This window comes from Serratia sp. HNCC26DJ244, assembly GCF_057180565.1.
Genome location: NZ_JBXUGO010000004.1, coordinates 123,988 through 138,562, shown reverse-complemented (window position 1 = coordinate 138,562; position 14,575 = coordinate 123,988). Strand labels below are relative to the sequence as shown.

The 14,575-nt window shown below is 50.6% G+C and carries 12 protein-coding genes and 1 pseudogene; 2 read left to right on the top strand and 11 right to left on the bottom strand.

What is annotated here, in order from left to right:
* Nucleotides 1-53: 53 nt before the first annotated feature.
* The 5 genes from AC2A06_RS05090 to prmB form a co-directional block, all read right to left on the bottom strand.
* On the bottom strand, nucleotides 54-599 hold the full coding sequence (locus AC2A06_RS05090; RefSeq protein WP_484379569.1) for an elongation factor P hydroxylase: 546 nt from the start codon (nucleotides 597-599) through the stop codon (nucleotides 54-56).
* Between the two features lie 95 nt (nucleotides 600-694).
* Nucleotides 695-1,495, bottom strand: coding sequence for a sulfite exporter TauE/SafE family protein (locus AC2A06_RS05085; RefSeq protein WP_484379568.1), 801 nt, complete (start codon nucleotides 1,493-1,495; stop codon nucleotides 695-697).
* Between the two features lie 140 nt (nucleotides 1,496-1,635).
* Nucleotides 1,636-2,463, bottom strand: coding sequence for a penicillin-insensitive murein endopeptidase (gene mepA, locus AC2A06_RS05080; RefSeq protein WP_484379567.1), 828 nt, complete (start codon nucleotides 2,461-2,463; stop codon nucleotides 1,636-1,638).
* 11 nt (nucleotides 2,464-2,474) lie between these two features.
* Complete coding sequence (aroC, locus tag AC2A06_RS05075) at nucleotides 2,475-3,560, bottom strand: chorismate synthase (RefSeq protein WP_484379566.1); 1,086 nt, start codon at nucleotides 3,558-3,560, stop codon at nucleotides 2,475-2,477.
* 19 nt (nucleotides 3,561-3,579) lie between these two features.
* A complete protein-coding gene (gene prmB, locus AC2A06_RS05070) occupies nucleotides 3,580-4,512 on the bottom strand; it encodes a 50S ribosomal protein L3 N(5)-glutamine methyltransferase (RefSeq protein ID WP_484379565.1) in 933 nt (310 codons plus the stop codon).
* A gap of 177 nt (nucleotides 4,513-4,689) precedes the next feature.
* On the opposite strand from prmB, the gene smrB reads away from it, so the two are divergent.
* Entirely contained in the window at nucleotides 4,690-5,220 is a 531-nt protein-coding gene (smrB, locus tag AC2A06_RS05065) for an endonuclease SmrB (RefSeq protein WP_484379630.1), read from the top strand.
* 79 nt (nucleotides 5,221-5,299) lie between these two features.
* Here smrB and sixA read toward each other — a convergent pair whose 3' ends face one another.
* The 4 genes from sixA to AC2A06_RS05045 form a co-directional block, all read right to left on the bottom strand.
* Nucleotides 5,300-5,779: a phosphohistidine phosphatase SixA gene (sixA, locus tag AC2A06_RS05060; protein WP_037384106.1), complete on the bottom strand. Its 480-nt coding sequence runs from the start codon at nucleotides 5,777-5,779 to the stop codon at nucleotides 5,300-5,302.
* A gap of 314 nt (nucleotides 5,780-6,093) precedes the next feature.
* A complete protein-coding gene (fadJ, locus tag AC2A06_RS05055; protein WP_484379564.1) occupies nucleotides 6,094-8,253 on the bottom strand; it encodes a fatty acid oxidation complex subunit alpha FadJ in 2,160 nt (719 codons plus the stop codon).
* Complete coding sequence (gene fadI, locus AC2A06_RS05050; protein WP_484379563.1) at nucleotides 8,253-9,563, bottom strand: acetyl-CoA C-acyltransferase FadI; 1,311 nt, start codon at nucleotides 9,561-9,563, stop codon at nucleotides 8,253-8,255. The genes fadJ and fadI overlap by 1 nt, the downstream gene beginning before the upstream one ends.
* A 324-nt stretch (nucleotides 9,564-9,887) precedes the next feature.
* Nucleotides 9,888-10,184: a YfcZ/YiiS family protein gene (locus AC2A06_RS05045; RefSeq protein WP_023491246.1), complete on the bottom strand. Its 297-nt coding sequence runs from the start codon at nucleotides 10,182-10,184 to the stop codon at nucleotides 9,888-9,890.
* A gap of 460 nt (nucleotides 10,185-10,644) precedes the next feature.
* Here AC2A06_RS05045 and fadL point away from each other — a divergent pair, with 460 nt between their 5' ends.
* Nucleotides 10,645-11,967 (top strand): long-chain fatty acid transporter FadL, encoded by a 1,323-nt coding sequence (gene fadL / locus AC2A06_RS05040; RefSeq protein ID WP_484379562.1) that lies wholly within the window; start codon nucleotides 10,645-10,647, stop codon nucleotides 11,965-11,967.
* 233 nt (nucleotides 11,968-12,200) lie between these two features.
* Here fadL and AC2A06_RS05035 read toward each other — a convergent pair.
* Nucleotides 12,201-13,856: pseudogene (locus tag AC2A06_RS05035) on the bottom strand (flotillin family protein); the annotation flags it as partial.
* A gap of 88 nt (nucleotides 13,857-13,944) precedes the next feature.
* The gene (locus AC2A06_RS05030; RefSeq protein WP_484379561.1) at nucleotides 13,945-14,571 is read right to left on the bottom strand and encodes a YqiJ family protein; all 627 of its coding nucleotides are present in this window, start codon (nucleotides 14,569-14,571) and stop codon (nucleotides 13,945-13,947) included.
* Nucleotides 14,572-14,575: the final 4 nt, after the last annotated feature.

Sequence of the window (14,575 nt, the reverse complement as noted above, 5' to 3'; positions counted from 1 at the left end):
AGCTCCTGGGGCTTCGCTCAGTTGCCGCCTGCCTGCAACTTGAATGAACTTGGCTAAAGATCTTCCGGATACGGGAAGTGCTCAGCGGCGAGCGGAGGCGTATGGTAAAACGATTGTAGTGCTTGAATAAAGCGTGCTGGGCGTGTGGGTATGCCTTTTTCGAGCAACTCCAGCACTCGGCTACGCACTTTCCGCTGGAAATCAATGCGATCCGGCTCAACATCACCACTAAGATTGTCGCAACTGACATTGAACTGGAACCCTGCGGCTACGCAAAACATCCACTCCAACGCTTGGGGATTGATCTCAACCACTTCAAATTGCTTTTGTGTCTGCGCATCGCGCCCATCCGGGCAATACCAGTAACCAAAATCCACCAGTTTGCGGCGCTCGGCACCGGCAATGCACCAATGGGAAATTTCATGCATCCCGCTGGCATAATAACCGTGGGCAAAGATAACCCGATGATAGGAAAATTGCTCATCAGCGGGCAGATAGATAGGTTCATCGTCCCCTTTAACCAGGCGGGTATTATAGTCTTCACTAAAACATTGATTAAAAATTTCAATCAGTTGTAAATATTGGTGTTGCTCTGACATATAAAAAACTCAAATAACCATAAAATAAGTAGGCATTATATACCGAAGGGGTTTTACGTTTCAGCTAAGCAGTACCAGCGCAAGTTCAAATACCACTAAAAATACCCGGCCAACCACTGCTGAATTTCCGCCCCATGGCTATCGTAGAGCAGCTTACCACTCATCAGTAGTGACACCACGACGATCATTGGCCGGATCAGTTTTTGCCCTTTGGTCAGCACCATTCGTGCCCCTAAACGCGCCCCCAACACTTGGCCCACCAGCATCACCAGGCCAATGGTCCAGACCACGTTCCCGCCCATGATAAACATCACCAGGCTACCCAGGTTAGAAGTGAAGTTTAATACCTTGGCATGTGCTGTCGCTTTAGCCAGATTGAAACCACACAACGTCACATAAGCCAGGGCATAAAACGAACCGGCACCGGGGCCAAAGAAACCGTCATAAAAGCCGATACCGCCCCCAGCGACCAGGCCAAAAGCTAATGCTCCCACACGGCGCTGGCGATCGTTTTCCCCCAAGCGTGGGGTTAACAGGAAGTAAATGCCGATACTGATCACCAGCAAGGGTAACATCTGGCGCAACAAGTCAGAGCGCAGGTGCTGAACCAGAATCGCACCAATCACTGACCCTATCAGCGTCAGGAAAATCGTCAGTTTCTGGGTATTAAGATCCACCACCCGACGGCGAACAAAATAGAGGCTGGCAGAAAATGAGCCGCCAACTGATTGCAGCTTATTGGTGGCCAACGCCTGTGCCGGAGGCACCCCCGCAGCCAACAATGCCGGTACCGTCAACAACCCACCACCACCAGCGATTGAATCAATAAACCCAGCAAACAGCGCCACAAAAAACAGTATTCCGAGTATTTCGGGAGCTAACGCCAGCCCATCCATAAGTTTTCTGCCTAAAAAATGGATCCATGCCTAATTCATGCCAGTGCAACCCTAAGAGCAGGGTATTTACCCGTCGCCATTTAAGGCTGCAGTAGCATTGGCTTCCCTAACTCAGCTCGTTACAGCGAGATTATGCCTGCTCAGCGCTTGGCAAAGTGATTATCCAACAACGCCTGACAGGTTGGCGGCAATGGTGGCGGCTCAGTCTTGACCGGGTTAGCGTTAGGTTGCTGTGGTTTAAACCAGCTAGCCAGTTCGGCTCCGCAGCCGTCACCATCTGGAGGTGGCGCTTGATCCTGACATTCCTGGCTCCCCGCTGGGCAGCGCAAACGCACATGCATATGCGCGCGGTGAGCAAACCACGGGCGAACCTTGTGTAACCAACTACGATCTGACCCAGCATCCTGACACAGACGCTGTTTGATCGCCGGGTTGACGAAGATACGTGTCACTCCACTGTCTTTAGCAGCCAGTTTGATCAAGGATTCGATTTGTGGTTGCCACAGACGGTCTACCACCTGCTTACCATCCGCCGCGACCAGATCAATCGGTTGTGGTTTGAGTAATTGCTGGGCACTCCAACGTTGCCGTGGCAATTGTAACCAGATGTCCACATCCAGCCCAGACTGGTGGCTGGCGTGGCCGCTACTAAAGCGCCCCCCAGCAGGCATCGCCATATCCCCAATCAACACCGTTCCCAATGATTTCTGACTAGCCTGCTGACTGAGTCGCTGGATAAATGCCACCAAGTCCGGGTGACCAAAGTAACGCCGTTGATCGGTACGCATTACCTGATAATCCGCAGAATTCACCGGCAAGGATTGTGCGCCAATAATGCACCCGTTGGAGAATTCACCGACAGCCTGGGGAGTGCCACTGACCGGGTTATTGATTTTTTGCCACGGCGTTAGTGCCATGGCAGAACTAGAGGCAACCAAGGCGGCAATGACTAACATCCATTTTTTCATTGTTATTACCCTTACCAGCGTGGAACGTCAGAAATCACATCGCCATTTTGCGCCCGTTGCCGCAGCAGATGGTCCATCAGCACTATCGCCATCATTGCTTCCGCAATCGGTACTGCGCGGATGCCCACACAAGGGTCGTGGCGCCCACGGGTCACCATCTCCATCTCTTCCCCCTGGCGGTTAATGGTACGACCCGGCACCATGATGCTGGAAGTGGGTTTTAACGCCAAATGGGCAATCACTGGCTGCCCGCTACTGATCCCGCCGAGAATACCGCCGGCATGATTACTCTGGAAACCTTGTGGGGTGATCTCATCACGGTTTTCGCTACCGCGCTTGGTGACCACCGCAAAACCGTCACCGATCTCCACCCCTTTCACGGCGTTAATGCTCATCAAGGCATGGGCCAAATCAGCATCCAGACGGTCAAAAACGGGTTCACCCAGGCCAACGGGGACATGCTCCGCCACCACCGTGACTTTGGCCCCAATAGAATCGCCCTCTTTCTTCAGCGCCCGCATCAGTTCATCCAGCTGTTCCAGCTTGTCGGGATCCGGACAAAAGAAGGGGTTTTGCTCAACTTGCTGCCAATCTTTCAGTTCACAGCACACCTCACCCATCTGAGCCAGGTAGCCGCGTACTGTTACCCCAAATTTTTGCGTCAGATACTTTTTGGCGATAGCACCCGCCGCCACGCGCATGGCGGTTTCACGTGCCGATGAACGGCCACCACCACGATAATCACGCACACCGTATTTCTGCTCATAGGTGTAATCAGCATGGCCCGGACGGAAGAGATCTTTAATCGCACTGTAATCTTGCGAACGTTGGTCGGTATTTTCGATCATCAAGCCGATGCTGGTCCCGGTGGTCACCCCGTCAAATACGCCGGAAAGAATGCGTACCTGATCCGGCTCGCGGCGCTGTGTGGTGTAACGTGAGGTGCCTGGCCGACGACGATCCAGATCGTGCTGTAAATCAGCCTCTGTTAACGGGATGCCGGGGGGCACACCGTCAACAATACAACCCAATGCCACGCCGTGAGACTCACCAAAGGTGGTAACACGGAAAAATTGCCCAATACTGTTGCCTGCCATCCCGGCTCCTTACCGTTGGTTAACTACGATAGATGCTGAAGTGCTCTTTGCAATCAATCAGTTGTTGTTTGGTCAGCATAAATACGCCATCACCACCGTTTTCAAATTCCAGCCAGATAAACGGAATATCCGGGTATTGCTCCATCAGGTGTACCATGCTGTTACCCACTTCACAAATCAGCACACCCTGCTCGCTCAGGTAGTCTGGCGCACAAGCCAGTATGCGGCGCACCAGTTTCAGGCCATCACTCCCGGCAGCCAACCCCAGTTCCGGCTCACAGCGGAACTCTTGCGGCAAATCAGACATATCTTCCGCATCGACATAAGGGGGATTGGTGACAATCAGATCGTACTGGATCAACGGTAGTTCACGGAATAAATCAGAACGGATCGGGATCACCTGATGCTCAGCACCATGTTGCTGAATATTGCGCTCAGTCACCGCCAAGACATCAGTGGAAATATCCACCGCATCCACTTCTGCTTCCGGGAAAGCATCCGCACAAGCAATGGCAATACAACCACTACCGGTGCACATATCAAGAATATGGCGAGGTGGATTGGGCAGTAGTGGACTGAAGCGATTATTGATCAGTTCAGCAATCGGTGAGCGTGGAACCAATACGCGTTCATCAACATAGAACTCCATGCCACAGAACCAGGCTTTGTTGGTCAGGTAAGCTACCGGTATACGCTGACTCACCCGGCGGATAACCCGCTCGACAATGCGATGACGTTCACTGGAGGTCAAACGCGAAGTATACATCTCCTCAGGAATGTCCAGCGGTAGGAACAGCGTAGGTAAAACCAACTGCACCGCCTCGTCCCACGGATTATCTGTTCCGTGACCATAGTAGATATCGGCCGCATTGAAACGGCTCACGGCCCAACGCAGCATATCCTGAATGCTGTACAGCTCACTCACTGCTTCTTCGACGAAAATTTTGTCCAATTTACCCTCCAGCAGACAAGCTGTTTCATGATTTATCGGCATAGTTTGCCATGAAGCCGACGACAAATCAGCAGCTATAACGGCAACAAAGGGCTCACGGATTAAGTTTTGCGTCGACAGCACCTCTCGACAAGGTAAACTATCGCCATAGAGTGAATGATATTCAGTGAGTTAATGATGAAAAATAGTCACCCGCTGAGCAAAGACGAATTGCAGCTCTTCAGGGAATCGGTCGCGGGCACCAGAAGGTTGCGGCAAGATACTATCGTCCATCCCAAGCCCAAAATAATCAGCAGGAAAGTGACGCCTCAACGCCTGCTGCAAGAACAGGTGGATGCCAGTTTTTACTTTTCTGATGAATTTCAGCCACAGTTAGATGCTGAGGGGCCCATGCGTTATGTTCGCCCGGGTTATAACCATTATGAATTGAAGAAGCTACGCCGGGGGGATTACATTCCAGACCTGTTTCTCGATTTGCATGGTTTGACACAATTGCAAGCCAAGCAGGAACTGGGGGCGATGATCGCCGCCTGTAAACGCGAACATATCCATTGTGCCTGCGTAATGCATGGTCATGGAAAACATATTCTTAAGCAACAGGCGCCACTGTGGTTGGCACAACATCCAGATGTACTGGCGTTTCACCAGGCCCCAAAAGAGTGGGGAGGGAATGCGGCAGTATTAGTGCTGGTAGAGTTGACGGGATAAAATCTGGCCGCCGTTATTTAAATCAACGGCAGCAACAGGTCACTATGCCCTCTGTTACGACCAGAGGGACAAGAAATAGTTACATCGAATCGATATTGGAGGGGCTGCACTGCCAGACAAACTTGCCACTAGCACCATTAACATCCAGTTCAACGTTAGCAATCGCCGAAGTGGCAAACATCGGGGGGCATTCACCCGGGCAGAGCTCAGCAACCAGATAGCCAACCAACGGCAGATGGGAAACGATCAACACCGCTCCAACCCCTTCTTTCGCCAATGCTTGCAGGTAACAGCTTACCAGCCCAGCATCACCACCCGGCGTCAGCTCAGGCAGTACCTCTTCACCGTCTGGCAGGGTTAATACTTCACGTACCGTTTCTAAGGTCTGCATGGCCCGCAAATAAGGACTGACCAGCACGCATTCAATATCCACTGATTTGGCATTCAGCCAAGTCGCCATTTGTTGCGACTCATCTCGACCACAGGTTGTCAGGGGTCTTACTGAATCACTGGCGGCATCCATTGCCGCCTCTCCGTGCCGCATAATAAAAACTTGCATATTGCACCGCTGTTGTTGACAAAATAGCGCTATATAGGATGGTATCGCCGTGTTGAGTTTATCAATTCCAACTCCAACCAAAATGAATAGCGATGACACTTTTCCTTTCCATACCCAGCTTAAATAACGGCCGGTATCATAGCGGTGAGGCATTTTGCCTGAAAGTTCGTATGAAAGAAAACGCTGTTTTTACACCACTTGAGCACCAAGGTAAACCCATCACAGCTTAACATCCACACGTAGATCACAATACGCGACGTTACTCCTCCCTATCCCACGGTTATTATTGAAATTACGGTTAAAAATAGCGCTTACTACAAAGGGTGATAACGCTCACCTTGATCGGCCATACGTAACAGGCTCTCACAGGGAGTAAACCGTTCGCCATAATGATGCTGCAAATATCGCAATGTTTTCACCATCTTCTCTGCCCCCAGCTCATCCATATACCGGAATGGGCCGCCAAGGAAAGGGGGAAAGCCAATGCCCAAGACCGCACCAATATCCCCATCTCGAGCGCAGCGGATCACCCCTTCTTCCAGACAACGGGCCGCCTCATTAAGCATCATCATCACACAGCGCTGAACAATCACCGCATGCTGAATATGCACTTTCGCGGTGATCCCCAACAAAGGGTAAATACTCTTGTCTGCCTGTTTGCGTTGCCACTTGCGCAGGATATTTGTCGGGTAGAGATAAAAACCTCGGCCATTCTTACGCCCTTTGCGCCCATCATTCAGCACCGCGTCCAATGCCGCTGGTGCAGCAAAGCGCGCCCCTAATTCCGCTTTAAGAATCGGGGTGATTTTGGTGGCGACATCAATACCCACTTCATCCAGCAACATAAACGGCCCCACTGGGAAACCGAAGTCAACCAAGGCTTTATCCAACGATTCGATCGGTTCGCCTTCCAGCAAGCAGCGCGCGGCTTCACTAATATAAGGCGCCAGTATTCGGTTAACATAAAACCCCGCCCGGTCAGCGACGACTATCGCCGTTTTACCCTGTCGGTGTGCCAAGGCTACGGTGGTGGCCACCGTTTCGTCACTGGTCGTCGCATGGGGGATCACCTCCACCAATGGCATTTTGTCTACCGGGCTGAAGTAATGAAGGCCAATCACCTGCTGTGGCCTGGCCGCCTTGGCAGCAATTTGGCCGATCGGCAACGAGGAGGTATTGGAGGCAAAAATAGTCTGTGGCGCGGCATACTGTTCAATATCCTGCACCATCTGCTGTTTCAGTTCTATATCTTCAAATACCGCTTCAATCACGATATCAACGCGTTCAAAACCGCGATAATCCGTTGAGCCCGAGATCAACATCATTTTTTTCTGACGCTCTGCTGGGCGCATCAGTTTGTTACGCACCCGTTTGCTGAGCAAATCCCAGGTATATTTCAACGCATGATTAATCCCTTGCGCGTTGATATCTTTAATGCGTACCGGCAATCCTGCGCGGATAGCAGTAACGAAGGCAATTCCGCCGCCCATTAAGCCGCCACCCAGAATACCGATGCGCTGTAACTCACGCGGTGTTGCGGTAACGCCATACTCTTTCTTCACCGCCGTTGATGCAAAGAATAGGCTACGTAATGCCGCCGATTGAGATGACATTGCCAGTTTGCCAAAAGCACTGGCCTCTGCCTGATAGCCTTGGCTCTCCCCTTGCTCCAGCCCAATGCGCACAACTTGAATAATACGCTCTGCTGCCGGATAGTTGCCGTGGGTTTTCGCTAGGGTTTTGCTACGCACCTGGTTTAGCAGCCAAGTTCTGGCTAATGGCAAATTAAACGCACGCGCCAACCAAGGTAACCTGCGCGATGCTTGGCCCGCTTGTTTGACTCGCTCAATGGCCGTTTGCAGCAAAATAGCAGCGGGCACCACATCATCGACCAACCCCATTCGCAGGGCCTGTGCGGGGCGGATATGTCGCCCTGTCAGCATCATATCCAACGCCTTAACCACCCCAACCAGACGTGGCAAACGCTGGGTCCCCCCCGAACCTGGTAGCAGGCCGAGCTGAACTTCCGGCAAGCCGAGGGTTGTTTTATCATCCTGCGAACAAATACGGCTATGGCAAGCCAGTGCCAACTCCAGGCCCCCGCCCAGGCAAGCGCCGTGAATAGCAGCCACTACCGGTACCGGAAACGCCGCAATCTGCGCCAATAGATGCTGCCCCTGCTGTGACAGCTGTTCTGCCTCTTTAGCACTGTGACAGGCGGCAATCATGGTGATATCGGCACCTGCAATAAACGAATCCGCTTTACCAGACAGAATCACTAAACCTTTCAGCCCCGTGTGCTGTTGCGCAGCCAATAACACCTGACTGATCTGTTCGGCAAATTCAACCTTCAGGGTATTAAGTTTTTCCCCGGGTACATCAATGGTAATCACACCAATATCGTCAGGTCGCAGAGTCAAATGAAACGCTGAAGGCTGGGCTGGCTGCTCTAGCAAGGTCTGATCTAAGCTCATTATTCCACCTCCACAATCATCGCAGCACCTAATCCACCGGCCGCACAAGCAGTAACCAATCCCAACCCACCACCGCGTCTTTTTAGTTCATGTAGCGTCTGAGTGATCATACGAGCCCCGGTTGCTGCAAAGGGATGACCATAAGCTATTGAGCCCCCCAACACATTAAACTTATCCATATCGACTGCACCGATCGCTTGTTCACGCCCCAGTTGCTGTTGAGCAAACTCAGTACTGGCAAACATCTTCAAGTTGGCCAGGGCTTGCGCGGCAAAAGCTTCATGCATATCTATCAGTGTAAGATCAGCCAGTGTGATACCCGCTCGATCCAAGGCCAGTGGGGTAGCATAGGCGGGACCAAGCAGCATATCCTGCCTAACATCAATGGCAGCAAAGGCAAAACTACGCAGGTAGCCCAACGGTTGCAAACCCAGCTCTCTGGCCCGAGATTCACTCATCATCAGGACAGCAGCGGCACCATCGGTCAACGGGGTACTATTCGCCGCAGTCACACTGCCGTGTTTGCGATCAAACGCTGGTTTCAGGCGGGCATAAGACTCAAGCGTGGAATCTTTGCGGATATTGTTATCTTCATCGCAAGGCTGCTTATAGGGTGGTACATGGGCAACCATCACCTCATCCCGCAGCCCCCCCTGCTCCCATGCTTTGGCGGCTAATTGGTGGGAACGATGTGCAAATGCATCCTGTTGTTCACGCGTAATACCATGGGTTTTCGCCATTTGCTCGGCAGTATCCCCCATACGCAGCCCTGTTGAATACTCTGCCACCGCCGGGGGCACGGGCATCAGATCGCGGGGTCTTAATTTGCTAAACAGTTTCAACCGTTGTGATAGCGTACGAGCTTTACTAACATCCACCAGGGTGCGAGCCAGTGCCTTACTGACACCGATGGGCAATACCGATGAGGAGTCCGCCCCACCAGCAATACCGATGCTGATGCTACCCGCCATAATACTTTCTGCCACATTGGCAATGGCCTGGAAGCTGGTTGCACAGGCGCGTGAAACACTGTAGGCATCTGTGTGGACACTCATTCCGGTGCCGAGCACAATTTCCCGAGCAATATTGGGGGCTTCAGGCATTTGTATCACCTGCCCAAAAACCAGTTGGTCAATCAATGCCGGATCGATACCACTGCGAAACAGCAATTCACTGACCACGATTTTGCCCAGATCGACCGCCGGTACACCGTGATAAGCCGTAGCCTGTTTAGCGAAAGGGGTACGTAAACCCTGAACAATGGCGATACGATCACCAGAAGCAGTAACCAGCGGCAATGCCTTATTCATAAACACTCCTAAAGAGAGGCCGTTGACACAACGAATCAAAGAGGTCTGACCTGACCCGCTCATTGTTAACCAGATAGCCACATTTGGCAAAGGGGGAGCGGTGAAAACTGCGAGCAGCAGCAACTTTCCTGCCAGGTAATTCAAGCCATAACCAGTAAGTTGAATGACAAATCCCGCCATAAGCCGATTTAAATACGACCTTTCGGCAAGCTTCCGGGAACATGGTCAGAAGTAGGATTACTAATACGTTGAATAACGCAGGCGCTTGGGGCACAAGAGCAGACCAGGGAGTCTGCTCTTGTCTAGGCGGATAGAACTATGGAATTAACGTAATCCGAGTTGGAAAATCAGCGTTTCTGCCTGGCAGGTAAAAGTAAAATCAGCATCCAGTTGCACGCCACCTTCAACCGGTTTGATCTGGCTGCTAATGTCACAAGGATCAGACTCAACGCTACGCGCTTTCTCTGTCAATGCCGCCAACGCTTTTTCTGCCTCAGGTTGGGTGGCAAACACCTGGCTATAAGAGGCGGTACAATCTGTGTTATCCATCACTGTACCGACATCCACACAGCAGCAAGCCGCAGTTTCCTGAGCACTACATTTGTTAATTGCATCTGACATAACGTAAACCTCCTCACAAACCGCATATTGCATGCGGATAAATAGTTATTTGATTCTGTTAACTCTCGCCAAGTTATTAGCGCTATTTTACGCTTCAGACCCACCAATCACTAGATTTACTTTTCATCTCTATTTTTAACTGGCAAATAGCGTACCAGAACTCACAATTATTGTTCTGTCGCAAAATAGCGCATTGAACAGGTTCAATCTGGCCAAGTCGCTCCCTGGTTAAATAACCATCACCGGTTAAAATAAGCCCCTTTTTTGCAGTACAGATCTCTTTTTTGAGATCATATATGCAACATTTGGCCGTCAACATTGCGCTATTTTAATAAATCAGACTTATAATTCAGCACTGGTCCGATTTGTCGATATGGCAATGGACTATTACACTGGTACATTCGGTGTTACACCGTGTAACATTATTCAAATAATAAACCTATAAGACGAGGTTTTGGTCATGAGCCAGAAAAACCTGTTCGCTAAATCAGCGCTTGCCGCTGCAGTGGCAATTATCTCCTCCAATATCTACGCTGCCGGATTCCAATTGAACGAGTTTTCTGCCATTGGTTTAGGCCGCGCTTATTCTGGTGAAGGTGCAGTGGCTGATACCGCTGCGTCAGCAAGCCGGAACCCGGCAACCATGATGATGTTTAGCAGCCCAATCATCTCTGGTGGTGCCGTATTTATCGACCCTGATGTCAATATCACCGGTAGGTCACCTTCCGGGCAGAGCCTTGATGCCAAAGATATCGCCCCAACCGCCTGGGTGCCAGATCTGCATTATATTCAGCCACTGAACGACCAATGGGCAGTCGGTGGTTCCGTCACCAGCAACTACGGTTTGTCGACGGAATATAGTGACAATTACCCCGCGGGCTCCGTTGGGGGAAACACCGAGCTGACGACACTGAATCTAAACCTAAGTGCTGCTTATCGGCTGAATCAGAATTTCAGCTTCGGCTTGGGCTTTGACGCCGTGTATGCTGACGCCAAAATTGAGCGGCACGCCGGTGATTTACCGTTACTGATCGCCGGTTCCGGGAAACTACCGCACGCTTTAGCTGGCCAAGTTGCGCAACTTCCTGCTAATACGCAAATTTCTCATCTGGAAGGCAGCAAGTGGGGTTATGGCTGGAATGCCGGTATTCTGTATGAAATGGATGAGAACAACCGTTTTGGCTTCACTTATCGTTCTGAAATAAAAATAGATTTTGATGGTGACTACAGCAGTCAACTGCCATCGGCATACAATGGCCTATTGCAGCAGCTCGGATTACCAATGGGGACTGACGGTAATACCATCCCGGGTTATCTCACCTTGAATTTACCCGAAATGTGGGAGCTCTCTGCTTATCACAAAGTGGCACCACAATGGGCAGTCCACTACAACATGACCTATACCAGTTGGAGTCAGTTCCAAGAACTGAAAGCCACTGGCAGTGGCGGTAATACGCTGTTCTACAAGCATGAAGGCTTCCGCGATGCTTACCGCATGGCGATCGGGACTACCTATTTCCATGACGATAACTGGACCTTCCGCACCGGTATCGCCTTTGACCAAAGCCCGGTACCCGCCCAAAACCGAAGTATCTCTATTCCAGACCAAAACCGCACCTGGTTAAGTGCCGGGGCAACTTACGCCTTCAATAAAAACACCTCGGTTGATGTCGGGCTGTCCTATATGCATGGCCAGAAAGTCACCATCAACGAAGGGCCTTACCGTTTTGAATCCGACGGTAGCGCCTGGTTATACGGTGCTGGAGTCAACTACCGTTTCTAATAGTTCTTAAGGTGCTGTACAGAAAAAAACGGCGGATTATCCGCCGTTTTTTATATCGATAAATCAGCACTTGCGGCTGACTATTCACTCATCACCTGGGATTAATCAAGCTCTGGAGACGTCGTTACCTCGGCCCCTGCCTGTAACTTCCGTGGAGTTGGCTTTGGGTTGACTATCGATATTTCTTGTTCCGACGAAGGTTCAAGCCCAGAGGCTATTTTCTCTGCTGTTTTCTCTACTTCCTGCAGCACTGCAGGTTGTGTTTGTGGTAAAGCGGCAGTTAGCGCTTGCAACGACCCGCCATTAATCCCTATTTCTTGCAGCAAAGAGTCGATAATAGGGGCATTAGTCCGGTAAGAAAGGGCGGCAGATAATGCCTGTTCTGCCAGATTAGCATTCCCCCCTGAAGAGGCTGTTACACCTGCAGCCATATTCGAACGATTTAGCCCATCAACCTGTACAATCTTGATACCCTCTATCGCCTTCATCGGCTCTACTGATTTTTCAATGATCGCAGGCATTGCTTGCAGTAATGCCAGCTTAAACTTCAGGCTAGTCTGATCGTTAGAAAGCATATTAACTGCATCATTGAATGCACGCTGTGCTTCTGCCTCGGCAAGCCCTTTTTGACGTGCTGCCTCGGCCAATTCGATAATAGCGGCAGCCTGTAATTCTGCGGCTTCTTTTTCTGCACGCGCTTTAAGCGTTAGTTGCATCGCTTCGGTTTCCGCTTTCTGACGAGCTTCAATCAAAGCAACCTGTTTAGCACGATCAGCCTCCGCTGTCTGGCGGGTGGTTTCAACGTTTTGCTCCGCTTTTACTGCTTCGGTCAGCGCCTCGTTGGCACGAGCCTGCGCCTGGGACTGTTGTTCCGACTTGGATGCAATGGCAATCGCTTTATCCTGTTCAGCAATTTCTGTCACTTTTTGCTGCTCAATGGCCGCCATTTCAGTCACTTTACTCTGCTCGATTTCTTTAATCCGGATTTCACGATCCGCTTCCACTTTACGAGCTCGTATTGCCTGTTCACGCTCAATTTCTGACTCTTCAATCTGGCGCTCAGCGGAGATACGACTCTGCTCGGCCTCTCGCCGACGCTCTGCTTCAAACGTGACAATCCGCGAATTCTGTTCCGCACTCCGAGTTTTTACCTGCTGTTCCTGTTCCAATGACATGAACGCTTCTTGCTGTTCTATCTCCAGTTTACGGGATAAGGCATCGCGGTTTTTTTCACGAACCGCCACCTCCACATCCTGCTCAACCTCATTACGCTCACGACGACGACGCTCGGTTTCCTGAGTGAGTTTAGTCAACCCTTCTGCATCGAAGGCATTATTAGGGTCGAAATACTCTTTGGAGGTTTGGTTAAAATTAGTCAGTGACACACTTTCCAGTTCCAGACCGTTTTTAGCCAAATCTTCAGCTACAGTGTTCTGCACCCCTTGAACAAATTTTTCCCGGGTGTCCTGCAGATCCTGCATAGTCATCTGCGCTGCAGTAGAGCGCAAAGCATCAACAAATTTGTCTTCCACCAGTTGACGTAAATCTTCCGGTGACAAGGTACGCTGGCCGAGGGTCTGCGCCGCAGTAGAAATCCCTTCAATGGTTGGCTGCACGCGAACAAAGAATGCCACCACCACATCCACCCGCATTCTGTCCTTGGTGATCAAGCTATCACGCATCGCGCGGCTGACCTCCAACTTCAGCGTTTTCATATTAATCGGGATAATTTCATGAAACACCGGCAGAACAATGGCACCACCACTTAAAACGACTTTAAGCCCCCCAAGCCCGGTACGCACCATGGATTGTTCAGCAGAAGCACGTCTATACAAACGTGAAAAAATCAGTCCAATAATAAGAAAAACCAGAAGAATGCCACCTGCCATCCCTCCCCAAAAAATAATATTATCATTAATTATCACTAGATTATTCCTCCTTCAGGGTTATTAAAATGATTCCATTAACAGACTATTCTCATAACAAATCCGGCCAAGGATTTGCAGTACCATAAAAAAGTGAGCCAGATATACGCGCCGTGACCAAGACCTTTTCCCCGCGGGAAAAAGCGACACTCGCCTCGTCTGGTTCAATCAGAATGTAATGAATGCGCCCATGCTGGTCTGTCAGTTTGGCCTCAGATGGGGAACCCGCAGTCGCAGTAGCCCCGACCATAATGGCTATCCGCCCAACAAAACTTTCTGTAGAAACAGCACTATTTTCATCACGTGGCAAATAACGGGCAATCCCTCGTCCAAACCAGCGCACACAAAACAGGCTGCTAATAAAAGCGACAACAACCGCTATCCAAACAGGTAAACCTCCGCCAGCAAACCATTGCAGCACTAACCCTGTTAAGGAGAATCCCCCAAGAAACAAAACGATAATCACTAAAAATGGCAGCCGCCCAACATGCAACCAGCCCAAAGCATGAGAAAATAGATTTTCACCTAAAGTAATGTCTGAATGAGCATTGAATGTTGCATCAATATGACTGGTCAATGAAGCCCCAATGAACACCGCCAGCATTTCCAACACACCAATAATCAGCAGCAGACACAGGGCCGTGAGAAAAGGGACATTGCCCGCAGACAGTAGATCCATATTC

What these genes read in the sequence shown, in the direction of transcription:
- mepA (WP_484379567.1), bottom strand. Translation starts at nt 2,463, where the DNA reads ATGAAAAAATGGATGTTAGTCATTGCCGCCTTGGTTGCCTCTAGTTCT.
- AC2A06_RS05085 (WP_484379568.1), bottom strand. Translation starts at nt 1,495, where the DNA reads ATGGATGGGCTGGCGTTAGCTCCCGAAATACTCGGAATACTGTTTTTT.
- AC2A06_RS05090 (WP_484379569.1), bottom strand. Translation starts at nt 599, where the DNA reads ATGTCAGAGCAACACCAATATTTACAACTGATTGAAATTTTTAATCAA.
- smrB (WP_484379630.1), top strand. Translation starts at nt 4,690, where the DNA reads ATGAAAAATAGTCACCCGCTGAGCAAAGACGAATTGCAGCTCTTCAGG.
- fadJ (WP_484379564.1), bottom strand. Translation starts at nt 8,253, where the DNA reads ATGAGCTTAGATCAGACCTTGCTAGAGCAGCCAGCCCAGCCTTCAGCG.
- AC2A06_RS05045 (WP_023491246.1), bottom strand. Translation starts at nt 10,184, where the DNA reads ATGTCAGATGCAATTAACAAATGTAGTGCTCAGGAAACTGCGGCTTGC.
- sixA (WP_037384106.1), bottom strand. Translation starts at nt 5,779, where the DNA reads ATGCAAGTTTTTATTATGCGGCACGGAGAGGCGGCAATGGATGCCGCC.
- aroC (WP_484379566.1), bottom strand. Translation starts at nt 3,560, where the DNA reads ATGGCAGGCAACAGTATTGGGCAATTTTTCCGTGTTACCACCTTTGGT.
- fadL (WP_484379562.1), top strand. Translation starts at nt 10,645, where the DNA reads ATGAGCCAGAAAAACCTGTTCGCTAAATCAGCGCTTGCCGCTGCAGTG.
- fadI (WP_484379563.1), bottom strand. Translation starts at nt 9,563, where the DNA reads ATGAATAAGGCATTGCCGCTGGTTACTGCTTCTGGTGATCGTATCGCC.
- AC2A06_RS05030 (WP_484379561.1), bottom strand. Translation starts at nt 14,571, where the DNA reads ATGGATCTACTGTCTGCGGGCAATGTCCCTTTTCTCACGGCCCTGTGT.